The organism is Streptomyces kronopolitis (genome assembly GCF_014646275.1).
GTDB lineage: Bacteria > Actinomycetota > Actinomycetes > Streptomycetales > Streptomycetaceae > Streptomyces > Streptomyces kronopolitis.
In genome coordinates this window covers 110668-133649 of sequence record NZ_BMND01000021.1, presented here as the reverse complement: position 1 = coordinate 133649, position 22982 = coordinate 110668, and the positions used below count along the sequence as shown (strand labels likewise).

Genomic DNA, 22982 nt, shown 5'->3' with positions numbered 1-22982 from the left:
GGCGCCGGCGAGGGCGGCGCGGCGGCCGGCGGCGCCGGTGACGCCTCGTCGGGCGGCGCCGCGGCATCTGGTGGCGGTGGCGGCGCGGGCGGTGCCGGGGGCGGCGGACAGGCCGCGGGACCGGTCGGCGGCAGCGCCATCTTCGGTGGCAACGCCCGCTGTTCGCTGGGCTTCAACGTCACGGTCCAGGGTGCGCCCGCCTTCCTGACGGCGGGTCACTGCGGCAACGACTCCAAGACCTGGACGGCCGACCAGGGCGGCGGCCAGCCGCTGGGCACGGTCGCCGACTCCAAGTTCCCCAAGACCGACTTCGCGCTGGTCAAGTACGACGACACCAGCGCCAAGCCGGACAGCTCGGTCGACCTGGGCAACGGCAGCACCCAGAAGATCACCAAGGCGGCGGAGGCCGCCGTGGGCATGAAGGTGCAGCGCTCGGGCAGCACCACCGGCGTCCATGACGGCAAGGTCACCGGCCTGGACGCGACGGTGAACTACGGCAACGGCGACATCGTCAACGGCCTGATACAGACGGACGTCTGCGCGGAGCCCGGCGACAGCGGCGGCTCGATGTTCTCCGGTGACTCGGCGGTCGGCCTCACCTCGGGCGGCAGCGGCGACTGCACCCAGGGCGGCGAGACCTTCTTCCAGCCGGTGACCGACGCGCTCAAGGCCACCGGGGCCGAGATCGGCGCCGGCGGTGCCGGCGGCGGCGGTGACAACGGCGCCGGTGGCGACAACGGCGCGGGCGGTGCGGCCGCCGCCGGTGGCGCGGGTGACGCGAGCGGTGCGGGCGGCGCGGGCGACGCGGGAGCGGGAAACGCCGGTGCCGGAAGCGCCGGCGCGGGCTCGCAGGACCCCGGCAGCGGAGCGGGCGACCAGGGAGCCGGTGCGCAGGACCCCGGTACGGGAGCGCAGGACCCGGGCACGGGCGCCCAGGACCCCGGTACCGGTGCCCAGGACCCGGGAGCCGGTGGCAGCAACGACCCCGGTGCGGGCAGCGGTGACGGCATGAACTGACCGCCGCACGGCCTGTCGTGCCCCGGCCCCGCCCCCTTCCGTCGCGAAGGGGCGCGGGGCCGGGGCGCGCCGCGGCCGGGAACTCTGCGGACGTCCCTTACCGGGGCGAGGTGATGGTGAAGAAGCCGCCGTCGGGGTCGCGGACGACGGCCTGGCTGCCCCCCGCCTCGGTCGGTGTCACGGGAGTGACCGTCCCGCCGGCCGCCACCGCGTCGGCCGCCACCTTCTCGACGTCGCCGACCGGGAAGTGGACGTGCCAGCGGGGCCGCACCCGCGGGTCCGGCGCGGCCTCCACCCCGCCGCCGCGCAGGGTGGCGACGGTGTGGGTGCCGTCGCGGACGATCACCTGGTCGTGTTCGTAGGTCACATCGCAGCCGCCCGGTTCGCCGGAGGCCCAGTCGAAGACCTCCGCGTAGAAGATGGCGGCGGCGAAGGCGTCGCGGGTGCGCAGTTCCAGGCAGGCGGGCGCGTTGCCCCGGCCCACCGACCAGGCCATGGTCTGGCCCTCCCAGAAGCCGAAGGCGGCGCCGTCGCGGTCGGCGGCCAGCGCGGCGCGCCCGGGGCCGAGCTTGAGCGGGCCGACGGCGACCGTCGCCCCGCGCTCGCGGATCCGGCCCGCGATGTCATCGGCGTTCTCCACCGCGAAGTAAGACGTCCAGGCCACCGAGACCTGGAAGTTCTGGGCGAGGGCCCCGATGCCGGCCACCGGCTCCCCGCCGGCGATCGCCACGCAGAACTCCTCACCGAGGCTGGCCGGGCGGAACCGCCAGCCCAGCACCGCGGAGTAGAACTTCTGGGCGGCCTCCAGGTCGTGTGTCATCAGGCTGACCCAGCACGGAGCGCCACGTACCGCGGTGACGGGGCCATGGGCCGACCTCACATCTGCCTCCTGTCGCTGACCTGCCCTGTCCACTCTGCCAGCGACGGGGCACCGCCGCACCAAGGACGCATCCGGGTGCGGCAGCGCGGTTGTGCCGGTCCTCATCCGGCTCGATGCTGTAGGTACTGAACCGGGCTGGGTTGATGCCATGAACGCATGGAACGCGGCGGAGAGTGCCGACTTCCGTGGTCCCCTCGACGTCACCAGGGCGGCCACAGCGGTTCTGGACGCCCAGGACACGGTCATCGGGTGGAGTCCGGCCGCCCAGGATCTGCTGGGCTACCTCCCCGAGGAGATCCTCGGGCACCATCTGGAGACGCTGGTGCCGGCCGGGGACGCCTGGGCCGAGCAGTCGCCGGACGCCGCGTTGCGCAGCAGCCAGTCACGGGCGGTACGGCACCGCGACGGCCGGCTGCTGCGGATGGCCGTGGCGATCTGTCCGCTGGCCAAGGTGCCCGACGGCGCCGGTTCGCTGCCGGCCCGGGTGCTGGTGGCGGCCGACCTCGGCGCCCACCGCTGGTGGGAGTCCCGCCAGGCGATGCTGCACGGCCTGGCCACCCAATCCCCGGTGAGCCTGGGCATCTACGACACGGAGTTGCGGCTGACCTGGGCGAACACCGCCTACATCCGAGAGGTCGGGCTGCCGCTGCGGGAGTTCCTCGGCGCCCGGGCCGACGAGCTGTACCCGGACGCCGAGTTCATGACCGAAGGCTATCCGCGCACCCTCGACGGGGTGATGCACCAGGTCATCGAGACCGGCGAACCGGTCCTCGATCTGCACCTCGTCGGCCAGCTGCCCTCCGACCCGGGCACCGATCACGTCTGGTCCTGCTCCTACTACCGGTTGCAGAACGCCCGCGGCCAGGTGCTGGGCATCTGCGAGGACGCCTTCGACATCACCGACCGCTACCAGGCGCAGCGCCGGCTGAACCTGCTGGTGGAGGCCGGTGCCCGGATCGGCACCACGCTCGACATGACCGTCACCGCGCGGGAGATCACCGAGGTGGCGGTCCCGGACTTCGCCTCCCTGGTCACCGTCGACCTGGTGGCCTGCGTCCTGGACGGTGAGGAGCCGGGGGCGGGCGACGGCGGCGTGCCCACCCTGATGCGGGTGGCCGCCCGCTCCGTCCGCTCCGTCCGCGGCGCCCCGGACTCCCCGCCGGCGGATCCGCACCGCGTGGAGTACCCGCCCGGTTCGCTCCAGTACCGCAGCCTTTCCTCGGGCGGGCTGGTGCGCGAGGAGGGCACCCTGGTCGTGCCGCTGCGGGCCGGCGGCACCCCGCTGGGGCTGGTCACCTTCCTCCGTGACACCGGGCAGTCGCTCTTCGACGCCGAGGAGACCGAACTCGCCGACGAACTGGTCCTGCGCACCGCGGTGTGCCTGGACAACGCCCGCCGCTTCGCCCGGGAGCACAAGGCCGCGCTGACCCTCCAGCGCAATCTGCTGCCGCAGCACCTGCCGGCGCAGTCCGCCGTCGAGCTGGCCTACCGCTATCTGCCCAGCGACGACCGGGCCGGGGTCGGCGGCGACTGGTTCGACGTGATCGGCCTTTCCGGCACCCGGGTCGGGCTGGTCGTCGGGGACGTGGTCGGCCACGGTCTCCAGGCCGCGGCGACCATGGGCCGGCTGCGGACGACGGTGCGCGCCCTGGCCCGGCTGGACCTCTCCCCCGACGAGCTGCTGAGCCGGCTGGACGACCTGGTGGGACCGACCACCGACGACGGGGTCGCCACGGTCGCCGGTGAGGACGGCACGGACGATGTGACCATCGGCGTGACCTGCCTGTACGCCGTCTACGACCCGGTGTCACGGCGCTGCACCCTCGCGCGGGCCGGCCATCTGCCGCCGGCCGTCGTGGCCCCGGAGGGCGGCCTGTCCTTCCCGGACCTGCCGGAGGGCCCGCCGCTGGGCCTGGGCGGCCTGCCGTTCGAGTCCCTGGACATCGAGCTGCCGGCCGGCAGCCTGATGGCCCTGTTCACGGACGGGCTGGTGGAGGCCCGCGACCGGGACGTGGACGAGGGGCTGGAGATCCTGGGCCGGGTGCTGAGTGCGCACGACCGGCCGCTGGACGAGCTGTGCGACCACGCGCTGGCCGAGCTGCTGCCGGACGGTCCGGCCGCCGACGACTCGGCGCTGCTGCTGGTGCGCACCCGTGAGCTGGACGCCCGGCAGGTCGCGGCCTGGGAGCTGCCCGCGGAGCCCACCGCGGTGGGCCGGGCCCGCGAGCTGGCCACCGGGCAGCTGACCGAGTGGGGCCTGGAGGAGCTGGCGTACACGACCCAGCTCGTGGTCAGCGAGCTGGTCACCAACGCCGTACGGCACGCGTCCGGGCCGCTGCATCTTCGGCTGCTGCGCGACCGGACCCTGCTGACCGAGGTGTCCGACACCGGCCACACCTCGCCCCACCTGCGCTACAGCGCCAGCGACGACGAGGGCGGGCGCGGGCTGTTCATCGTCGCGCAGCTGGTGCAGCGCTGGGGCACCCGCTACACGCCGGACGGCAAGACGATCTGGACCGAGCAGGCGTTTCCGCCGCGGTATCCGGGGGCTCCGCGGCCGGACGGCTGACCGGCCGGGCCGGATCGGCCCGGCGCACATCGTGCGGGTGTTCGGAGGCGGTCCCATGATGGAACCAAGCGAGGTCCCGGCGACCCGGCGGGCGCGGACAGAGGAGGACCTGTGACGACCAATGGCAGGGAGCAGTCGGCCGAGCGGCGGCCGGCCGAGCTGTACACCGGTAGCGAGCGGCCCTACGACCCGGAGGACCTGGTGAAGGCCTCCGGGCGCGAACCCACCCCCGCGAGCCTGGAATGGGCCAGGCGCCTGATCGCCGAGGAAGGCCCCGGCGCCATCGAGCGGTATCTGCCGTGACGGCCGGCGGCTGAACGCTCCGGGAGGCCGGGCGGCCCGTTCCGCGGCAGGTGCACCCTGCCGGGGAGCGGGCCGCCCGGCCTCTCCTGCCCTGCTCCGGCCGCCCCGGTAAACGCCTTGCCGCGGCGCACCACACCCGGAAGGATCCTCTCGCCCGGCCGCGCCCGGCCGGGAACACCGTGGAAGGACCCCTCCGTGACCACCGAACGCCCCGCCCCGCCCGTACGCGCCGGCGAGCGCGAGACCCTGCGCGCCTTCCTGGACTTCCAGCGGGCCACCCTCGTCATGAAGACCGACGGCCTCACCGACGAGGACCTGCGCCGCCGGTCGAGCCCGCCGTCCACGCTCTCCCTGCTCGGTCTGGTGCGGCACATGGCCGAGGTGGAACGCACCTGGTTCCGGCGGGTGATCAACGGCGAGGACCTCCCGCTCGTCTGGTCGGCGGAGGGGGACTTCCAGGCGGCGTACGACGCCCGCACGGCCACCCGCGCCGAGGCGTTCGAGGCCTGGAAGGCCGAGGTGGCGCACGCCCGCCGGATCGAGCGGGCGGCCGACTCGCTGGACGTCACGGGCTACCAGCCACGCTGGGGCGAGCATGTCTCGCTGCGGCTGGTGATGCTGCATCTGATCCACGAGTACGCCCGCCACAACGGCCATGCGGACTTCCTGCGCGAGGCCATCGACGGCACGGTGGGTGCCTGACCGGGCGGCGCTATCCGAGTTCGAGGCTGGTGATCGCGAAGGTGCGCTCCTGATCCGCCGGCGGGATCGGCCCGTTGTACATCCGCACGGTGTGCGACCGCGGGGTCAGGCCGCGGGCGGTGGCCAGGGCGCGGGCCGCGTCCCGGGGTCCGGGGATGTCGAGGAAGATCTCGGCGTCCGGGCCGGCGGAGGCGGCGAGGGCGTCGAAGAGGGTCTCCGCGTCCTCGGGGGTGTCGGCGAAGAGCGGGCCGATGCGATGGCCGGTACGGGCCGGGCGGATCACCCCGTACCCGGCGAGGGCCCCGTCGCGCAGCACCGCGCGGGCGGTGTGGCCGGGGGCGGACAGCCAGCGGGTGACGAAGGCGGGGCGATCGGCGGGGAAGCAGCGGCGGTCGTAGTCGGTCACCGCGTCGAGGTGCGCTCCGGTGACGGGGACGGTGGCGGCGTCCGGCGACGGGGTGCCCGGACCGGCGGGGCGTCCTCCGTAGCGGACGGTCTCGTAGGCGGGGGTGAACCCGGCCCGCTCGTAGGTGGATTGCTGGGCGGGGACGGCGTCGAGGCCGACGGTCCTGGCCCCGGCGTGCGGGACGGCGGCCCGCCAGGTGGCGAGCCCGAGGCCCTGGCCGCGGTGGTCGGGGTGGACGAGGTAGTAGCCGAGGAAGGCGTACGCGTCCGAGTAGTTGACGACCGAGACCGCGGAGACGGTCCGTCCGGCGCGGCGGCCCACGAAGAAGCCCGCGGGGTCGGTGGGGTGGAAGCAGGCGGTGTCGCCGCGTCCGGGGTTCCACTCCTCGTCGGCGGCCCAGCGGGCCACCTGGTGCCAGTCGTCCAACGTGGCGGTGGTGACGGTGAGTTCGCCGGTCTCGTGCTGCGGTTCCGGTGCGTTGCCGAGTGCGGACATGCCGGGTGGTCGTCCCTTCCGGTGGGGTCTGGGGGCGGGTGAACGTGGGGCGGTGCGCGAGGCGGGCCGGGGCAGGGGTGCTGTCGGCCCGCCTCTCAAGACATCCGGCCCGGGCTAGATGAGGTCCATCGCGGCGACCTCGTCGGGGCGGCCGTAGCTGACCGGCCCCTGGAAGCGCCGCCGGGCGGTGGCGAACCACCACACGGTCGCGATGAGCAGCACCACGCCCAGCGCGATCGGCGCGTAGTTGAACGAGGCGGGGGTGATCGGGGACGCCTGCGGCAGCATGAACAGCACATTGCTGATCAGGATCCAGACCACCGCGATCGCCGCGACGGGCTTGCCGTAGCGCCCGAGGTTCCACGGCCCGGCCTGGAAGTCGTCCAGCCGCAGCCGCAGGAAGATGGGCACGGCGTAGGCGAGGAACAGCCCGACGACATTGACGCTCACCACGGCGGTGAAGGCGGTGTGGGACCACCAGCCGGGCAGTACCAGCACGAGGGGGCAGGCCGCGGCGAGCCAGACGGCCTTGACGGGGGTGCGGGTGCGCGCGGAGACCGAATGCCACCAGCGGGAGCCGGGCATCGCACCGTCGCGGGAGAAGGCGAAGATCTGCCGGGTATTGCTGGTCATGTTGGCCAGTCCGCAGAACAGCATGGCCCCGATAACGATCAGCAGCAGGAACTTCGCGGTGCCCTGTCCCAGCGCGTCGATGAGAATCTGCACCGGCGGCGCGTCGGCCTTCGCGGCGTGCCCGTAGTCGCGGATCGCGTACACCAGCGCGAGCATGAGGATCAGTCCGGTGAGCGCGGAGTAGGTGATCGCCCGCATGATGCCCCGGGGCGCGTTGACCGTCGCCTTCACCGTTTCTTCGGACATGTGGAAACTGCCGTCGAATCCCGTGAAGGTCCAGCTGGTGACGAGCAGGCCCAGCATTCCGCCGTACACCGCATGCGTGAAGCCGGTGTTGTTGACGAAGTGCAGTGCGAACGACGGCGGTTGATGGTGGTCGGGTATCACCGTGAGCGCCCCGACGATCACCACCAGGCCGACCAGCAGCCACCACACGGAAATGCGGTTCACCACCGCGACCAGCTGCACCGTATAGGCATTGGCGAGCGCCTGGAGAAGCAGGATGGCCGCGGTGATGGCCACCGTTTCCTGCGGCATCGGCCGGTAGTCCGGCCACTGCATGGCGAGGAACGCCTGGATGAACGTGGCGGCGGCGAAGTTGGTGGCGGCGGTGCCGCCGACCTGGCCGACGAAGTTCAGCCAGCCCGTGTACCAGGACCAGGCCCCCTGGTGGCGCTTGGCCAGCTTGCCGGCGGAGAAGTAGAGCGCGCCGCTGGTCGGGTAGGCGGAGGCGATCTCGCCCATCGCGGCGCCGACGAACAGCACCATGACCGAGACGCCGATCCAGCCGAAGACCAGGACCCGCGGCCCGCCGGCGTTCATCCCGAAGCCGAAGGAGGAGAAGATCCCGGAAATGATGTTGATGATGGTGAACGAGATCGCGAAATTGTCGAATGCGCGGAATCTGCGGGTGAGTTTCCGCGGATAGCCCATGGCGTGGAGCGTGGCGTCGTCGTCGAGGGTGACGGAATCGGCCGCGTGGGGGGTTTTCGAGCGAGCTGGGGACATACGCTCGGACACAACCGCACCTTTCTGGGGTACCGGGGGGATGGGGGTCAACGTGAGCTGATCGAACGGATGGAGCAGAAGGGGACGGCCCCGCGCGGCGGATAACCGGGCGGCGCCAAGAAAGCTTCACGGTCGGATGTGCGCGTCAACCCTCGTGCGGCACGGGAAGCCCGCAGGAGCGTCTGGCCTTGGTCAATTGCTCCTCGGGGTCACCGAATGCGCTCCAGGGCATGCGGGAGGCGTAGGGGCCCATGGCGGTGAGGACTTCCCGCGCCTCGAATTCGCGATTCGCCATGAACAGCGCGTGCGCCAGATACGCCAGATCCAGCACCGGCGTGAAGCGGTAATCGGCGACCCGCGGGAACCAGTTGCGGTAGATGCCCATCGCGGTGGTGATCCACTGGGGCTGCTCCCAGGTGCGGTCCGCGAGCAGCGCGGACGGGTTGTAGTCCTCGACCAGGGCCACCAGCGGCAGCAGCCGCAGCGGCGAGGAGGCCGGTGCCCGCTGGCTCAGGAAGGCGGCGACGTCCCAGCTCGCGCTCGACGAACCGCCGTAGCGGGTGAAGAAGAACGACAGGAAGCGGTGGTGCGCCTCGCGGTGCCAGGGGGCCAGCCGCAGGATGTGGGCGAAGAGGTACCAGGGGCCGGCCGGCGCGGTCAGCAGCCCCTGCGGCGCCGGGTCCCGGGGGCGGTCCAGACGGGACAGCGTCAACTGGGCGACCCACGGGGTGGGGTCCTGGGGCAGCAGCTTCGCGGCCCGCTCGCACGCCGTCTGCGCTATCCGCGTCAGGGCGCCCTGCCGCCGGTCGCCGGCGTCGGCCATGCGCAGCGCCCGGAGCATCGCCACCCGTGCCCAGAGCAGTGCCGCGTCCGGCCCCGGCTCCTCGGCCAGCCAGCGTTCCGCCAGGTCGGAGTCGGCGGCCACGGACGCCAGCACGAGCGAGCGGTGGGCCCGCACCTCGAAATCCTCCCGGGCTTCCCGCAGGACCTCGCCCGCACTCAGATACCGTCCGGTTCTGACATCCATACACGCGTGCGCCAGCGCCCGGTCATTGGCTGCTGGACTCCACACGTACTGTCCCTCGAATGAGCCGGCCGCCATGGTCCCCTCCCGGTCACGAAGGCGTCATCCCCCATCGCATTCCAGCTGCGCCGAATTCAGCTGGACCGCCGTCACCGGTCAAGTGACAGCGGCCACACCCTACTCACCCTCAACTCTCCGCGAAAACAAGCCGCCTGGAATATCTGGTTCCGCACCTTTTAGTCTGCGATGAATTTGAAAAGAGAACAACTTGTCGGACGGCCTCCCGGGCCTCTCTTTTTTGACGCCCCGTGAGCCGTGAGCCATTTGTTTGGCATATTCGGATGTTCACAGCATCTCCACAACTGCACACCGCCGCCGATTACTCCTCCGTATCCGTTGACGCAAGGCGACACCGCGCAGTTCGGCCCCGCTGCGACCGGACTTCACCCTCCGGCGACCCCCTCCCCGCACCCCGACGGACCTGGAGGGTGGCACGAACGGAACCGGCACGACGGCCGCCCGCGGATCCCGCCCGGCCCGCATCGACCTCCCCCTCACGCCGCACGGGGCCGCGCGGTGGACCAGCCGCCCGCCAACGGTCTCGCGCGTCCGCCGCGTTGACATCCGGCAAACACAAAGTCGGCTCAAGAGCAACCGAATTCGCGGTAGCTACTTTCCGGAACCACTCGATCACATGTAGCGTTCATCCGGACCGAAGGCCGTGACTTCGCACCACGTCACGGCCGGGGTGCGGGCACGAACGGAGCGATCCTCCCCGCTGGCGCACCCACCGCGGAAGCGCCCGCTCGCCGCACCGCCGGACCGCTTCGTGACCGCCGCGTCGCCTCAGCACCCTTGAACGTCGAGCACCGCCATGTGTGTCCGTACACGCCTGCTTTGCAAGAGGAATGGGCCCAGATCATGTTTATGAACTCCTCGACGACCCCGCTTGCGTTACGACAGGACGCCGGCCCCGGGCAGCCGCTCGCGGCCGGGCCGGGCGACGAGCCGCCGCTGGCGGTCGACCGGCTGCCCGACGGCACGTGGCAGCTGACCCTGCGCGCACTGGAGCCCGTCTCGGTGCACCGGCTGCCGTCGGACGAGGTCCACATCATCCTGGCGCCGGCGCGCGAGGAGCCGGAGCACGAGCCCGAGCCGGCCGCCCCGCCGCGCCCGGAGCCGATCCGGATCGACACCGCGGCCCGGACCGTCTACGCCCGCGACCGTCAACTGGAGCTGCCACGCCTGGAGTTCGACCTCCTGGCGCACCTCGTACGGCATCCCCGGCGCACCTTCACCCGGGAGCAGCTGATGGCCGCCGTGTGGCCCAGCTGCCAGTCCAGCAGCCGTACGGTCGACGTCCACATCGCCCGGGTGCGCCGGCGGCTGGGCCCCGGCCCGCGCGATGCCATCACCACCGTGTTCGGCATCGGTTACAAGTACCAGCCCACGCCGTAGCCCGGCGCCCGGGCGGCACACGGACACACCACGGGGCCGGTGGCCGACGGGTGTCGACCACCGGCCCCCGGGCATTCGTCAGCAGACCGGCAGCGGGTCGGTCTCGCTGGAGATGTCGGTGTCCTTCATCCAGCCCCATGCCCCGTTGTCGGCCTGGGTCCACTCCCACCGGTTCGGGTGCGGGCCGCCGACGTGCCCGCCGTTGTCGCTGCGGCAGACGAACCAGGACGGGTTGGAGTTCATGTAGCCGACGACCGTGAGCGTGCCGGGCTGGTAGACGGGCGCCCCGCTTCTGTTGTTGCACCACCAGTGACTGCCGCTGTGCCAGCAGGCGTTGGCCAGGGCGGGCAGGGTGTGCTGGGCGCCGACGGCCTGGCGGGCGGTGGCCGGGCCGTGGGCCGACGGTGCGACCGGGCCGTGCTCGGCCCGGGTGGCGGCGACGGCCGTGCCGGACAGGGCGAGTGCCGCGGCAGTGGCGCCCGTCACGGCGGCGGCGGAGATCCTGCGGATCATGTGGAGTCCTTCCCCCGGAGATGTTCCGTTGGTCCGAGCCCGGACGGCTGCCCGCGCTCGGGCTCCACCCTGGCGGGGGCCGGAACCGGCGGCGAGGCGTTTCGGTGCTCGCCGAAAAGGTCGGGGAATGTCGCCTCATGTCCCGGCGGACTCACCGGCGTTCAGATGCGCCGGGGTGCCGCCCGGCTCCTTGCGCACGAAGGCCCGGCGCAGCGCGTGATAGGGCTGCTCCGGGTCGAAGAAGACGGCGTGCATCCGCGCCAGTTCGTCCTCCCGGTAGGCGGCGAGCGGCCGATCGGCCTCGTCGCGCTCCCGGTCGGCCTTCTTCGCGGCGATCCGGGCCCGGGCCGAGGGCGCCGACGCCAGCCGGACGGCGAGGCGGGTGGTCCGCGCGGTGAATTCCTGCGCGGCGCAGTCGAGGATCCGGTCGACCAGCCCGAGCCGCGCCCCGGTCGCCGCGGTGAGCGGCAGCGCGCGGGTGGTGAGCTGCGCGGCCACCTCGGGGCCGGTGCGGCGGGGCAGGGTGTACGTCCAGAACTCCGAGCCGTGCAGCCCCATCAGCCGGTAGTGCGGGTTGAGCACCACGGAGGAGCGGCACCACACCTCGTCGGCGGCGAGGGCCAGCATCGCCCCGCCGGCCGCGGCGTTGCCGCCGAGCGCGGCGACCACCAGCCGGTCGGTGGTGGTCAGGACGGCGTGCACCAGGTCGTCCATGGCGTTGAGGTTGGCCCAGGACTCCGCGGCGGGGTCGTCGGCGGCCTCGATGACGTGCAGATGGATGCCATTGGAGAAGAAGTCCCGGCGGCCGCCGAGGACCAGGACGGACATCGGCCGGGTGCAGGCATGGCGGTACGCGGCGAGCAGGCGCCGGCAGTGGTCGGTGCTCATCGCGCCGCCGGGGAAGGAGAACTCCAGGAAGCCGGCCGGGCCGTCCTCGCGGTAGCGGATGTCGGACCAGGTGCGCCGTCCGTCGCCGGGGCCGGGCGGGGCCGGGACCTCGGGGAGCGGCGGGAGGCGGTCGCCCAGCGCGAGGGCGGCGGGCAGCTTGACGGTGCCGGGCTCCCCCGGGGCGCGGGGCGGGCGCAGCTCGGGGATCCACACCGCGCCGTCGGCCGTCGCCCGGCAGATCGCGCCGCAGCGGGTGGCGAGCAGCTCGCCCGGCCGGCCCGTCAGGGTGTCGTCGGGGTGGCCGCCGTGCAGCTGCCAGGTCTCGCCGAGCAGTTCGTCCCGCACGCCGGGCTGCGAGTCGGCGGCGCGCAGGGTGCGCACGACGGTGTCGGTGGTGTCGCGGTGCCAGTCGATCCGGCGGGCGTCCTGGCGCATGGGCGGCCGGGGGCGGCCGGTTTTCGCCGCGGCGGGCAGGGTGGCCTGCGGCTGGGGGCGGTGGGTGCCGGACGCGACCCGGGCGACGGCCGTCAGGACCGCCTCGACGGCGGCGTCGGCGATCTCGTTGCGGTACAGGTCGCTCTTGCCCACCGGGGGAACGGGGCAGTCGGCGTGCGCCCAGATGTCGCCGGCGTCCATCTCGTCGTTGGCCTGGAGAACGGTGACGCCCCACCGGTCGGCGCCCAGCCGCACCGCCCAGTCCACCGAGGACGGCCCCCGGTCGCCCACGGGGCCGGGGTGCACGATCAGGCAGGGCACGGCGGACCACACCTCGCGCGGGACGGCCGTCTTGAGCATCGGCGCCACGATCAGGTCGGGGCGACGGCGGCGGACGACCTCGGCGAGCGGCGTCTCCCGGGTCACCAGCTCGACGCTCACCCGGTGGCCGCGGTCGCCCAGCTCGGCGTACACGCGCTGCGTCAGGCTGTTGAACGCGCCGGCGATGAGCAGGATGCGCACGGCAGACTCCCCGGGGGCTGGAAACGGTGGACGGGTGGCTGGTGGTGAGCGTTCCCCGTCCGCTGCCGCGGGGCGCCGGGCGCGCGCCCGGGTCACCCGATCGGCATGCGCCGTGCGGCGCGCTGCGAGGCGCCACCGGGCACCCCGGCGCGCGTCGGACGCGCCACCTGACGTCCCGTCACTTGGTTCCCGTAATGATCATCTCGACGCATTTCCGCCAAAGTTGGCGCAGCGCACCCCCCTCCCCGGCCAGCGGCATTGCCCTTCATTGACATTCACTTGGTCATACTTTTACCTTCGGTGGCGTCGGCATCGGCGCAGGTCACCGCCTGTACCGATGCGTCATCCCACTCACACCGGAGGTTCCCGTGGAGCAGCTCATCAAGAAGATGGCTCAGGACGGCGTCTGGCAGAACTGGCTCGCCGCCAACTCCGCACAGCAGGCGGCGAAGAACGGCTGCATCAGCGCGGCCCCGAAGTCCGGCTGCATCAGCGCCGCCCCCAAGGCCGGCTGTATTTCCTGACCCCGCGCCACCGAGGTGCCCGGGAGCGGGCCGGCGGGAATCCTCCGCCGCCGGCAGAACGGCCGCTCCCGGGCACCGCCGCCGTTTTGGACCCGCCCGAACGCCCTGCGGGGCACCACCTTCCGGAAAGTGACGAGGATTCCATGGACGGGCAGCCGACCCCCGAGGTCATCGAGCAGATCCGCGAGATACCGATCTACCGCGAATCACTGGCGAAGGGCCACTTCCCCGTACTCGACAAGCCGGAAATCGCCCGCGGCTTCCCCGACAACTGGATGACTCCCCGGCTGGCCGCGGCGCTGGAATCCGGAGACGCGGAATTCGTGCTGTCCACCGGCACCCATCACGCCCGGATGCAGATCATCCGGCCCCCGTATTTCCTGCTGCACTCCTACTACGGGCTGTGGCGCGGCCACCCCGATATCGGCCACACCTGGGACGCCGGCTGCCGGCGGGTCTCCCTGACCACAGTGCTGGCCACCGAACACGTGGCCCGGGTCAACGCCGCACGCCGCGGCGCCGAGCCGGCGGCGGTGCCGGCCCTCGACGAGCGGTGGCTCGACGACCGGACCTGCTACCTCAATCTGCGACTCGACCCGGCGCTCTGGGAGCGCGCGGAGGTGGAGCGGATGCTCAAGGAGATCCAGGACGCCCGGCAGGCGCATCCGCGCGGCTGGTACCACCTCGACTGCTCCGGTTATCACCTGGCGCATCTGCTGCGGAAGGTCGGAGAATGGGGGCTGTGGGACGACTTCCCGCCGCCCGCCAGCATCATCCACGCCTACGAGTACACCCCCGCGAACGTCCGGCGCTTCTTGCACCAGCACTTCGCCTGCCCGGTCATCGATCTGTTCGGCAGCACCGAACTCGGCTATCTCTACTACAGCGACCGCCGCGGCACCTACCGGCCGCACCTCGACAAGATGACCGTCGAACTCCACCCGGTGGCTCCCGGCAGCACCCTCTACGAGCTGATCGTCTCCAGTGTCCGCAACCCCTACATGCCGCTGATCCGGTACCGCTCGGGCGACTGCGTACGCACCCTGGACGGCAGCCCGGACCCGGGAAGGATCGCCCAATTCAGCGGCCGTCAGAAGGAATTGCTGCACACCCCGCACGGCCCGGTCGCCCAGGGCGACCTGGACCGCTGCGTCGCCGAGGCCTCACCGCACGTCTTCGTCTACCAACTCCGGCTGACCGGCAAGACGGACGCACACCTGGTGTACACGACCTTCCAGGGCACGCCCCTCGACCCCCACGCGGCCGCGGCGCTGGAGGAGGCGACCGGCGCCCTCACCGGGCGGCGCTGCCGCGCCGAGCACCGAGCGCACCTCCCCATCGGGAAGTCGGGCAAGTACGCCTGGCTCACCACCACCGGCTCCGACGACGCTCCCACCCGGACAGGAGAAGCATGACCGGCCAGCCGCCGACCTCCGCGGACGACCTCAAGGACCTGCTCGGCGAGGCGCTGCACCGCGAAGTGGTGCGGTACTTCGACGACAAGACCGGCGCGCCACGGGAGTTCGTGGAGCGCCAGGTCACGGAGTGCCTGCGCTACCTGTACCTCGTCTCCCGGCACCACGACCGGCTGGGCGGCCTGTTCCTGCCGGTCGAGCAGGACATCGACGAGATCTGGCACTACCTCATCCTGCAGACCCGCGAATACCGTGCGCTGTGCGAGGAACGGCTGCCGGGGCGCTTCTTCATCGAGCACCGCAGCATCGCCTACGAGGACTACCAGCAGGAGCCCGGCCGGGAGCAGGCGGTCGAGGAGGCCCTGCGCTGGATCCCGCTGTACTGCCGGGAATTCGGTCCCTTCGACGAGGGTGCGCTGCCGCACTGGACGATCGTGCGCTTCCTCCACGAGCAGATGGGACTGTCACTCGATGAGATCGCCGGGCTGGAACCGATGGCGGCGCCCGCCTAGTGCGAACCGGCGCGAACGGAAAGGAATCATGAGGGCTCCCCAGGGTGTCCCGACGCCTCGCGAGGTGCCGGAGCAGCGCCGGATCCTGACGGTCCTGGTCTTCTCCCAGATCCTCAGCGGCGCGGGACTCGCCGCGGGCATCACCGTCGGCGCGCTGCTCGCCGAGGACATGCTCGGCTCGACCGGTCTGGCGGGTGTGCCCAGCGCGCTGTTCACCGCCGGGGCCGCGCTGGGAGCCGTCGGCATCGGCCGGGTCTGCCGCAGCCGGGGCCGGCGCCCCGGACTCGCGCTCGGGTACGCCGTCGGGGCGCTCGGCAGCCTCGGGGTCGTGCTGGCGGCCGCCGTCGGCAGCGCGCCGCTGCTGTTCGCGGCCCTGGTCGTCTACGGGGCGGGCACCGCCACCAATCTGATGGCCCGCTACGCCGGGGCCGACCTGGCCTCGCCCGCACGGCGCGGGCGGGCGGTGAGCACGGTGCTCTTCGCCACCACCTTCGGCGCGGTGGTCGGACCCAACCTGGTGGCGCTGACGGGAGAGCTGGCCCACTCCTGGGGCATCCCGCGGCTCGCCGGTCCGTTCCTGCTGGCGGCCGCCGCGTTCGGGGCGGCCGCGCTGTCGCTGGCCGTGCTGCTGCGGCCCGATCCGCTGCGGCTGGCCGAGCAGGTGGCCGCGGCACGGGACGGCGGCACGGCGGAGGGACCCGACGGTCCCGAGACACCCGCGGCACCCGGGAACCCGGAGAACACAGTCGGACGGCCGGACGCGCCCGGGCACCCGGCGGGAGTGGCCGTCGGCACCGCGGTCATGGTCCTCACCCAGCTCGTGATGATCGCCGTGATGACCATGACGCCGGTCCACATGCACGCGCACGGGCACGGCACCCAGGCGACGGGGCTGGTCATCGCGCTGCATGTCGCGGCGATGTTCCTGCCCTCCCCGCTCACCGGTCTGCTCGTCGACCGGCTCGGCCGGCACCGGATGGCCGCTGCCGCCGGGGTGACGCTGGCCGCCGCCGGAGGTCTCGGCGCCCTGGCCCCGCCGCAGTCGGTCCCCGCGCTCGCCGCCGCCCTGATACTCCTCGGCCTCGGCTGGAACTTCGGACTGGTCAGCGGCACCGCCCTGGTCATCGACGCGCTGCCGCCCGCCCGCCGCGCCTCGGGCCAGGGGCTGGTGGACGTCGGCATCGCCCTCGCCGGTGCGGTCGGGGGGCTCTCCTCGGGGCTGGTCGTCGCGCTGGGCGGCTACCGGACGCTGGCACTGGCCGGCGGACTGCTGGCGCTGGCCGTGGTCCCCGTCCTCGCCTGGGCGGCCCGCCGGCCGGCACCGGCACACGCCGTCGCCGTGGCACCCCGGGCGGAAAGGGAGCGGACGTGAACGCCCGCCCGGCCCGCGGGGGTGTCCGGCAGCGGACGCGGCAGATCAGGAAACATGGCGTCATTTCTCGTTATCCCGGGGGAAACCTGAATGATGCACTGCCAGGGCAGGGTGTAACCGTGTGCACGAACCACGGGGGACGATGATGCGGAAGGACACCGGCGCTCCGCGCGGCTCACCGACGCCGCGCCCGCACCGCATCCCCCTGGCCGTCCTGATGATCCTGGCCTTCCTGCTGGGCGCCCTGGCATCGGCCCCCGGCGCGGCGGCGCACGCGCCCGCCGGCCCCGCGGCCACGACCGCCGCGGGCCTCCCGCCGGCCGTCAAGTCGGGCTACGACGGCTCCGAGAAGAAGGCCAAGCGCGAGGCCGAGCGCGGCCAGCCCCGGCGCACCGCCCGCACCTCCGTCGGCGTCCCGCACCACACCGGCCGGCAGCTGCCGCCCTGGCGCGGCGGACCGGTGGCACCGTTCACCACCCTCACCTCCGGGGCAGCCGTACCCGGCAGCTCCGCCAAGGCGGCCGGCAGATCGGTCCAACTCCCCGTCCTGCACTGCGTCTTCCTCTGCTGAGCACGGCCGGTGGTGCACCGCCCCACCTGTCGCGCCCCTCCAACCCTCCCGCCACTCCCCCACGGTGGCACCCCTCATCAGCAGGAGACCTCCTCGTGGAGACCTTCATCCAGCATGCCCGGGGCCTGACGGCCCGTATCGCCGACCGGCAGGACGAACGGGAGACCTACAGCCGGCTCGCCGCCGGCCAGTCCCCGCTCGCCCTGTTCATCACCTGCTCCGACTCCCGCGTCGTGCCGTCCCTGATCACCGGGGCACGCCCCGGCGAACTCTTCGAACTCCGCACCGCCGGCAACGCCGTTCCCGTCTACCAGGAGGACATGCCGGCCTGTGCGGAGGCCGCCACCCTCGAATACGCGATGCGCGTCCTGGGCGTGGCCGACATCATCGTGTGCGGGCACTCGCACTGCGGCGCGGTCGGCGCCCGGGCCCGCGGCGAGGACCTGACCGGCGCGCCCGCCGTCCGGGACTGGCTGACCCAGCAGCTGTCCGACGCGCTGCCCCAGGACGGGGAGCCCTCGGTCGCGGCCGCGGTGCAGCAGCATGTGCGCGAGCAGCTCGACCGGCTGCGCGGCTACCCCTGTGTCCAGGAGCGGCTGTCCAAGGGCGAGGTGACGCTGCACGGCTGGTTCTACGAAGTGCACACCGGCCTGGTCGTGGCGCATCACCCGGCCTCCGACCTGTTCCTCCCGCTGTGAAGGCGCAGGTACCTCTCATGAAGCGATTCCCCTCGTTCCGGGCGGACTTCACCGCCTCCCTCGTCGTCTTCCTCGTCGCCGTCCCGCTGTGTGTCGGCGTGGCGGTCGCCTCCGGCGTCCCGGCCGAACTGGGGCTGGTGACCGGTGTGGTCGGCGGCCTGCTCACCGGTCTGCTGCCCGGCAGCAGCCTCCAGGTCAGCGGCCCCGCCGCCGGGCTGACGGTGCTGGTCTTCGAGGCCGTCAAGGAGTACGGCATCGGTGCCCTCGGCGCGCTGGTGCTGGCCGCCGGACTCCTCCAACTGGCCATGGGCGCGCTGAAGCTGGGCCGCTGGTTCCGGGCCATCTCGGTCGCCGTCGTCCAGGGCATGCTGGCCGGTATCGGCCTGGTCCTGATCGCCGGGCAGCTCTACGCCCTGACGGACGCCAAGGCACCCGGCACCGGCCTCAGCAACCTCGCCGGGCTGCCCGGCCTGATCGGCGACACCGTGGGCTCGGCCACCGCCGCGTCCGCGCTCGCCATCGGTGCGGGCACCATCGCCGTGCTGGTGCTGTGGCCGCGCTGGCGGCGTGCCGCGCGCGTCCTGCCCGCGCCGCTGGCCGCGGTGGCGCTGGCCACCCTCACGGTGTGGGCGCTGGATCTGCCCGTCGCCCGGGTCGAGGTCAGCGGACTGCTCGACGCGATCCAGCCACCGGGCCTCTCCGATGTCGGCAAGCTCGCCGACGTGGGCGTGCTCGGCACGGTCCTCGCCTTCGCACTGATCGCCTCCGCGGAGTCCCTGTTCAGCGCCGCGGCGGTCGACCGGCTGCACGACGGGCCGCGTACCGACTACGACAAGGAGCTGATGGCCCAGGGCGCCGGCAACACCGTGTGCGGGCTGCTCGGCGCCCTGCCGATGACGGCCGTCATCGTCCGCAGCGCCGCCAATGTGCAGGCGGGCGCGCGGACCAAGCTGTCGCGGGTGCTGCACGGCGTCTGGCTGCTGGTGTTCGCCGCGGCGTTCCCGGCCGCGCTGGGCGTGGTGCCGGTGGCCGCGCTGGCGGGCGTCCTGGTCCATGCGGGCTGCAAGCTGATCCCGGTGCGGGAGCTGGGTCCGCTGTGGCGCGAGCACCGCGGTGAGGCCCTCGTCCTGCTCGTCACCGCCCTCGCGATCGTGACGGTCAACATGTTCGAGGGGGTCCTGATCGGTCTGCTGCTGGCCGTGGCGAAGACGGCCTGGGAGACCTCCCATGTCCATCTGGAGGTCGACACCCCGGACGACGTGGCGGCGCCGGTGCGGGTGCGGGTCGTCGGCAACGCCACGTTCCTGCGGCTGCCCAAGCTCCTCGACCAGTTGGAGTCACTGCCGGCCGGCCGCGACGTGGAGCTGGATCTGAGCGGGCTGCGCCATCTCGACCACGCCTGCGGCGCCGCCCTGACGAACTGGACCGAGCAGCACCGCCGGAGCCGGCAGACGGTGGAGCTGGTGTCCTGACCCGGGTGCCTGCCCGCCGCGCACAGGGGCGGGCAGGCACCCCACCGGGGGACGCGGGGTACCCGCTGCGGCGCGCGGCGGACGGGAATGATCGCACCCGTCCGGTGGTTGTACGGGGGTCAGGACCGTCAAGGCGGGCCGGACGCTCCGGCCGCGGCCGGTGCCCCGGTGGCCTTCGCAGATGGGACGTGAACATGCCTCTTCTCGGTGAGTACGAGCCCAGCCCGGCGCAGTGGGTGCGCGATCAGGTCACGCAGTACGAGAGCTCCGGCGGGACCGAGGGCACGACCATCCGCGGGCTGCCGGTCGTCGTGCTCACCACCCGGGGTGCGAAGAGCGGCAAGATCCGCAAGAGCCCGCTGATGCGGGTGGAGCACGAGGGGCGGTACGCCGTGGTGGCCTCCCAGGGAGGCGCGCCCCGGCACCCCGTCTGGTACCACAACGTGGTGGCCGACCCGCGGGTGGAACTCCAGGACGGCCCGGTGCGCCGGGACATGACGGCCCGTGAGGTCACCGGCGAGGAGAAGGCCCTGTGGTGGGCGCGCGCCGTCGAGGCCTATCCGGACTACGACGACTACCAGAAGAAGACCGACCGCCGGATCCCGGTGTTCGTGCTGGAGCCGGCGCCCGCTCCGCACTGACCGGGCCGCCGCCGGCGCTCAGAGCGTGACGACGGAGACCTCGGTGGCCTTGACGCTGGTCCATACGGACACCCCGTCGGCGAGGCCGAGTTCGAGTGCGGCGGACGGGGTGATCTCGGCCACGAGATCGGGCGCCCGGTCGGAGGTGACCAGGACCCGCAGCCGGCTGCCCGCGGAGGTGATCTCGCGGACGGTGCCGGGCCACACGTTGCGGGGGCTGCCCGCCGGCCGCGCGAGGTGGATCGATACCGCCTCCGGGGCGATGACCGCCAGCGCCCGGACGCCTTCGGGGAGGCGGTCGGCGAGCACGAGCCGGCCGCCGCCGGTGAGCGTCAGGCCGTCGCCCGCCGCGGTGCCCGGCCAGGCGTTGCGGCCGAGCATCCGGGCCACCCACGGCGAGCGCGGATGGCGGGTGACCTCGGACGGCGGGGCGTCCTGGAGGGCGCGGCCGTCGTCGAGGACCAGGACCCGGTCGGCGAGCGAGACCGCCTCGACGGGGTCGTGGGTGACGAGCAGGCAGACCCCGCCGAAGCCCGCGAGATGGGCGCGCAGGGTGTGCCGGACGTGGGCCCGGGTGGTCTGGTCGAGCGCGGCGAGCGGTTCGTCGAGCAGCAGCAGCCGGGGGCGGGCGGCCAGCGCCCGGGCCAGGGCGACGCGTTGGGCCTGGCCACCGGAGAGCTGGGCGGGCCTGCGGTGCGCGAGCGGGCCGACGCCGAGCCGGTCGAGCCACTGCTGTGCGGTGCGGCGGGCCTCGGCGCGCGGGGTGCCGTGGGCGCGCAGCCCGTAGGCGGTGTTGCTCAGCGCGGTCAGATGGGGGAACAGCGCGCCGTCCTGGGGGACCCAGGCGACGCCGCGGCGGTGCGGGGGCAGCGCGCTGACGTCGGTGTCGCCGAGGCGCAGCGCGGCGCGGGCGCGCGGGGTGAGGCCGAGCAGGGCGCGCAGCAGGGTGGTCTTGCCGGCGCCGTTGGGGCCGACGACGGCGATGGTGGTGCCCGGACCGGCGTCCAGGGTCAGCTGGTTGAAGCCGGTGACCTCGGCGTGCAGCGGCCAGCGCTCCCCGGGCGCCGGGGCCTCGTCCGCGGAGTCGGTCACGGGCTCCGTGCGGGCGGCGGGCGGCACCGGGAAGCCGGGGTCGTCGGGGGCGTCGGACGGACGGACGGTGCGGGCCGGGCGGTCGGCGGTGGCGCCGGTCCAGCGGCCCCGCAGGCAGATCAGCACGGCCATGGCGATGACGAGCAGCAGCAGCGAGACCGAGGTGGCGGCTTCCGGGGAGTCCTGCAGCAGCAGGTAGACCTCCAGCGGCAGGGTCTGGGTGGTGCCCGGCAGATTGCCCGCGAAGGTGATCGTGGCACCGAATTCACCGAGCGCACGGGCCCAGGTCAGGGCGGCACCGGCGGCGAGGCCGGGGGCGACCATGGGCAGGGTGACGGTGCAGAAGACCCGTACCGGCGAGGCCCCCAGGGAGGCCGCGGTCTCCTCGTAGGTCGTCCGCAGGCCGGAGAGGGTGCCCTCCAGGCTGATGACGAGGAACGGCATCGACACGAAGGTGGCCGCGATCACGGCGCCGGAGGTGTGGAACGGCAGCACGATGCCGAAGCTGTCCTCCAGCCAGGGGCCGAGCAGTCCGCGTCGGCCGAAGCCGAGCAGCAGCGCGACACCGCCGACGGTCGGCGGCAGCACCATCGGCAGCAGCACCAGCGAGCGGACCAGCGCCTTGCCGCGGAAGCTGACCCGCGCCAGCAGCCAGGCCAGCGGGACACCCAGCAGCAGGGCGATCCCCAGCGCCCAGAAGGACACCAGCAGCGACAGCCGGAGCGCCTCGAGGACGCCGGGCGCGGTCAGATGGGTGCCGAGCTCGCCCCAGCTGGTGCGGGCGAGGATGCCGGCGAGCGGCATCAGCAGGAACGCGATGGCGAGCAGCGCGGGCACGGCCAGCGCGAGCGGGGCGCGGCTGCCGGGCGCGCGGGGCCCGCCTGCCGGGGCGGGGGTGCGGAGGCTTCTCATCGGGGTCCCAGGGTTCGGGGCGGGCGGCGGGCGCGCACCGGGTCCGCGGCGGGAGCCGGGCCGGGTGCGCGCCCGGCCGGTTACGGCTTCTGGAAGCCCGCCTGCCGCAGGATCTTCTGCGCCTCGGGCGTGCTCAGCCACGTCACGAACGCGGCCGCGGCGGCCGAGTGCCGGGAGGACTTGAGGGTCGCCGCCGGGTAGGAGGCGACGGCGTTCTGCGCATCGGGGATGTCGACCGCGTCGACCTTGTCCGGTGCGGTGGCGGCGTCGGTCTTGTAGACGAGGCCCGCGTCGGCCTCGCCGAGTTCGACCTTGCTGAGCACCGCGCGGACGTTGGGCTCCTGCGAGACCGGCTTGACCGTCAGCTTCTGGGCGTCCAGGACCTGCTTGCTGTAGCGGCCGACCGGCACCTCGGGGGCGGCGAGGACGACCTTCAGCTTGCTGTCGGTGAGATCCTTGAGGTTCTCGATCTTCTTCGGGTTGCCCGCGCCGGTCGCGATCACCAGCCGGTTCTTGGCGATCACGGTGGGCTTGCCGGCGTCGGCCTTGAGCCCGTCCATGGTCTTGGTGTCGGCGGTGACCAGGGCGTCGGCGGGGGCGCCGTTCTTGACCTGGGAGGCGAGTTCCTGGGAGCCGGCGAAGGAGAAGTGCACCTCGGTGCCCGGGTGTTCCTTCTCATAGACCGCGCCGGCCTTCTTGAAGACGTCGGTCAGCGACGAGGCGGCGAGCACGGTGAGGTCCGCCTTGGCCGCGCTGCCGCCGGACTTCGTGGCGCCCTCGTCCTTCTTGGTGTCGCCGTTGCCACCGCAGGCGGTCAGCGGGACGAGGAGGGCGGCGGTCACGATCGCGGCGGCGGCGCGGCGCCCGGTGCGGAACTGGGTCATGAGGCGGGACTCCTTGGGACGCGGACGGCGGGTGCC

Annotated in this window: 21 protein-coding genes; 13 read left to right on the top strand and 8 right to left on the bottom strand. The window is 73.1% G+C overall.

The genetic code is table 11. From position 1 onward, the window contains the following. On the top strand, nt 1-1017 hold a 1017-nt coding region (locus tag IEY78_RS22245), incomplete at its 5' end, for a S1 family peptidase (protein ID WP_229700115.1). Between the two features lie 97 nt (nt 1018-1114). On the opposite strand, the gene IEY78_RS22240 is transcribed toward IEY78_RS22245, so the two are convergent. Then, complete coding sequence (locus tag IEY78_RS22240) at nt 1115-1837, bottom strand: VOC family protein (protein WP_189100943.1); 723 nt, start codon at nt 1835-1837, stop codon at nt 1115-1117. 208 nt (nt 1838-2045) lie between these two features. Between IEY78_RS22240 and IEY78_RS22235 the strand changes: the two genes are divergently transcribed. The 3 genes from IEY78_RS22235 to IEY78_RS22225 all read left to right on the top strand — a co-directional run bounded on the left by IEY78_RS22235 (nt 2046) and on the right by IEY78_RS22225 (nt 5471). Continuing rightward, a complete protein-coding gene (locus IEY78_RS22235) occupies nt 2046-4466 on the top strand; it encodes a SpoIIE family protein phosphatase (protein ID WP_189100941.1) in 2421 nt (806 codons plus the stop codon). Between the two features lie 111 nt (nt 4467-4577). Beyond that, nucleotides 4578-4769, top strand: a complete 192-nt coding sequence (locus tag IEY78_RS22230) for a hypothetical protein (protein ID WP_128504900.1) — start codon at nt 4578-4580, stop codon at nt 4767-4769. Nucleotides 4770-4964: 195 nt separating this feature from the next. Further along, nucleotides 4965-5471: a DinB family protein gene (locus IEY78_RS22225; protein WP_189100939.1), complete on the top strand. Its 507-nt coding sequence runs from the start codon at nt 4965-4967 to the stop codon at nt 5469-5471. A gap of 10 nt (nt 5472-5481) precedes the next feature. Here the strand turns inward: IEY78_RS22225 and IEY78_RS22220 are convergent, their stop codons facing one another. The 3 genes from IEY78_RS22220 to IEY78_RS22210 form a co-directional block, all read right to left on the bottom strand. Beyond that, nucleotides 5482-6372, bottom strand: coding sequence for a GNAT family N-acetyltransferase (locus IEY78_RS22220; RefSeq protein ID WP_189100937.1), 891 nt, complete (start codon nt 6370-6372; stop codon nt 5482-5484). Nucleotides 6373-6486: 114 nt separating this feature from the next. Continuing rightward, complete coding sequence (locus IEY78_RS22215) at nt 6487-7938, bottom strand: amino acid permease (protein ID WP_189100977.1); 1452 nt, start codon at nt 7936-7938, stop codon at nt 6487-6489. A gap of 220 nt (nt 7939-8158) precedes the next feature. After that, nucleotides 8159-9115 carry a hypothetical protein gene (locus IEY78_RS22210; protein WP_189100935.1) on the bottom strand — a complete coding sequence of 319 codons (957 nt, stop codon included), beginning with the start codon at nt 9113-9115 and terminating at the stop codon, nt 8159-8161. Nucleotides 9116-9964: 849 nt separating this feature from the next. On the opposite strand from IEY78_RS22210, the gene IEY78_RS22205 reads away from it, so the two are divergent. Then, nucleotides 9965-10495 carry a winged helix-turn-helix domain-containing protein gene (locus IEY78_RS22205; RefSeq protein ID WP_229700114.1) on the top strand — a complete coding sequence of 177 codons (531 nt, stop codon included), beginning with the start codon at nt 9965-9967 and terminating at the stop codon, nt 10493-10495. A gap of 78 nt (nt 10496-10573) precedes the next feature. Here IEY78_RS22205 and IEY78_RS34575 read toward each other — a convergent pair whose 3' ends face one another. Further along, nucleotides 10574-11008, bottom strand: a complete 435-nt coding sequence (locus tag IEY78_RS34575) for a hypothetical protein (protein WP_229700113.1) — start codon at nt 11006-11008, stop codon at nt 10574-10576. A gap of 135 nt (nt 11009-11143) precedes the next feature. After that, complete coding sequence (locus IEY78_RS22195; protein WP_189100933.1) at nt 11144-12853, bottom strand: hydrogenase maturation protein; 1710 nt, start codon at nt 12851-12853, stop codon at nt 11144-11146. Between the two features lie 368 nt (nt 12854-13221). On the opposite strand from IEY78_RS22195, the gene IEY78_RS22190 reads away from it, so the two are divergent. The 8 genes from IEY78_RS22190 (at nt 13222) to IEY78_RS22155 (ending at nt 20058) form a co-directional block, all read left to right on the top strand. After that, nucleotides 13222-13377 (top strand): hypothetical protein, encoded by a 156-nt coding sequence (locus IEY78_RS22190; protein WP_006606546.1) that lies wholly within the window; start codon nt 13222-13224, stop codon nt 13375-13377. Between the two features lie 143 nt (nt 13378-13520). Then, nucleotides 13521-14792, top strand: coding sequence for a hypothetical protein (locus IEY78_RS22185; RefSeq protein ID WP_189100931.1), 1272 nt, complete (start codon nt 13521-13523; stop codon nt 14790-14792). After that, on the top strand, nt 14789-15304 hold the full coding sequence (locus IEY78_RS22180) for a glycine-rich domain-containing protein (RefSeq protein WP_189100929.1): 516 nt from the start codon (nt 14789-14791) through the stop codon (nt 15302-15304). Before IEY78_RS22185 ends, IEY78_RS22180 begins: the two co-directional genes overlap by 4 nt. A 28-nt stretch (nt 15305-15332) precedes the next feature. Continuing rightward, the gene (locus tag IEY78_RS22175) at nt 15333-16676 is read left to right on the top strand and encodes an MFS transporter (protein ID WP_189100927.1); all 1344 of its coding nucleotides are present in this window, start codon (nt 15333-15335) and stop codon (nt 16674-16676) included. A 121-nt stretch (nt 16677-16797) separates the two neighbouring features. Then, nucleotides 16798-17247 carry a hypothetical protein gene (locus tag IEY78_RS22170; protein WP_189100925.1) on the top strand — a complete coding sequence of 150 codons (450 nt, stop codon included), beginning with the start codon at nt 16798-16800 and terminating at the stop codon, nt 17245-17247. 95 nt (nt 17248-17342) lie between these two features. Then, nucleotides 17343-17945 (top strand): carbonic anhydrase, encoded by a 603-nt coding sequence (locus IEY78_RS22165; protein ID WP_189100923.1) that lies wholly within the window; start codon nt 17343-17345, stop codon nt 17943-17945. Between the two features lie 17 nt (nt 17946-17962). Further along, the gene (locus tag IEY78_RS22160) at nt 17963-19417 is read left to right on the top strand and encodes a SulP family inorganic anion transporter (protein ID WP_189100921.1); all 1455 of its coding nucleotides are present in this window, start codon (nt 17963-17965) and stop codon (nt 19415-19417) included. Nucleotides 19418-19611: 194 nt separating this feature from the next. After that, complete coding sequence (locus IEY78_RS22155) at nt 19612-20058, top strand: nitroreductase family deazaflavin-dependent oxidoreductase (protein ID WP_189100919.1); 447 nt, start codon at nt 19612-19614, stop codon at nt 20056-20058. 18 nt (nt 20059-20076) lie between these two features. Here IEY78_RS22155 and IEY78_RS22150 read toward each other — a convergent pair whose 3' ends face one another. Both IEY78_RS22150 and modA read right to left on the bottom strand, forming a co-directional pair. Beyond that, nucleotides 20077-22062 (bottom strand): ABC transporter permease, encoded by a 1986-nt coding sequence (locus tag IEY78_RS22150; RefSeq protein WP_189100917.1) that lies wholly within the window; start codon nt 22060-22062, stop codon nt 20077-20079. 80 nt (nt 22063-22142) lie between these two features. Continuing rightward, on the bottom strand, nt 22143-22946 hold the full coding sequence (gene modA, locus IEY78_RS22145; protein ID WP_189100916.1) for a molybdate ABC transporter substrate-binding protein: 804 nt from the start codon (nt 22944-22946) through the stop codon (nt 22143-22145). Between the last annotated feature and the right edge of the window lie 36 nt (nt 22947-22982).

Coding starts and splice junctions, on each gene's coding strand:
- IEY78_RS22240 (WP_189100943.1), bottom strand. CDS start 1,837: ATGACACACGACCTGGAGGCCGCCCAGAAGTTCTACTCCGCGGTGCTG.
- IEY78_RS22235 (WP_189100941.1), top strand. CDS start 2,046: ATGAACGCATGGAACGCGGCGGAGAGTGCCGACTTCCGTGGTCCCCTC.
- IEY78_RS22220 (WP_189100937.1), bottom strand. CDS start 6,372: ATGTCCGCACTCGGCAACGCACCGGAACCGCAGCACGAGACCGGCGAA.
- IEY78_RS22215 (WP_189100977.1), bottom strand. CDS start 7,938: ATGGGCTATCCGCGGAAACTCACCCGCAGATTCCGCGCATTCGACAAT.
- IEY78_RS22210 (WP_189100935.1), bottom strand. CDS start 9,115: ATGGCGGCCGGCTCATTCGAGGGACAGTACGTGTGGAGTCCAGCAGCC.
- IEY78_RS22205 (WP_229700114.1), top strand. CDS start 9,965: ATGAACTCCTCGACGACCCCGCTTGCGTTACGACAGGACGCCGGCCCC.
- IEY78_RS34575 (WP_229700113.1), bottom strand. CDS start 11,008: ATGATCCGCAGGATCTCCGCCGCCGCCGTGACGGGCGCCACTGCCGCG.
- IEY78_RS22185 (WP_189100931.1), top strand. CDS start 13,521: ATGGACGGGCAGCCGACCCCCGAGGTCATCGAGCAGATCCGCGAGATA.
- IEY78_RS22180 (WP_189100929.1), top strand. CDS start 14,789: ATGACCGGCCAGCCGCCGACCTCCGCGGACGACCTCAAGGACCTGCTC.
- IEY78_RS22175 (WP_189100927.1), top strand. CDS start 15,333: ATGAGGGCTCCCCAGGGTGTCCCGACGCCTCGCGAGGTGCCGGAGCAG.
- IEY78_RS22160 (WP_189100921.1), top strand. CDS start 17,963: ATGAAGCGATTCCCCTCGTTCCGGGCGGACTTCACCGCCTCCCTCGTC.
- IEY78_RS22155 (WP_189100919.1), top strand. CDS start 19,612: ATGCCTCTTCTCGGTGAGTACGAGCCCAGCCCGGCGCAGTGGGTGCGC.
- IEY78_RS22150 (WP_189100917.1), bottom strand. CDS start 22,062: ATGAGAAGCCTCCGCACCCCCGCCCCGGCAGGCGGGCCCCGCGCGCCC.
- modA (WP_189100916.1), bottom strand. CDS start 22,946: ATGACCCAGTTCCGCACCGGGCGCCGCGCCGCCGCCGCGATCGTGACC.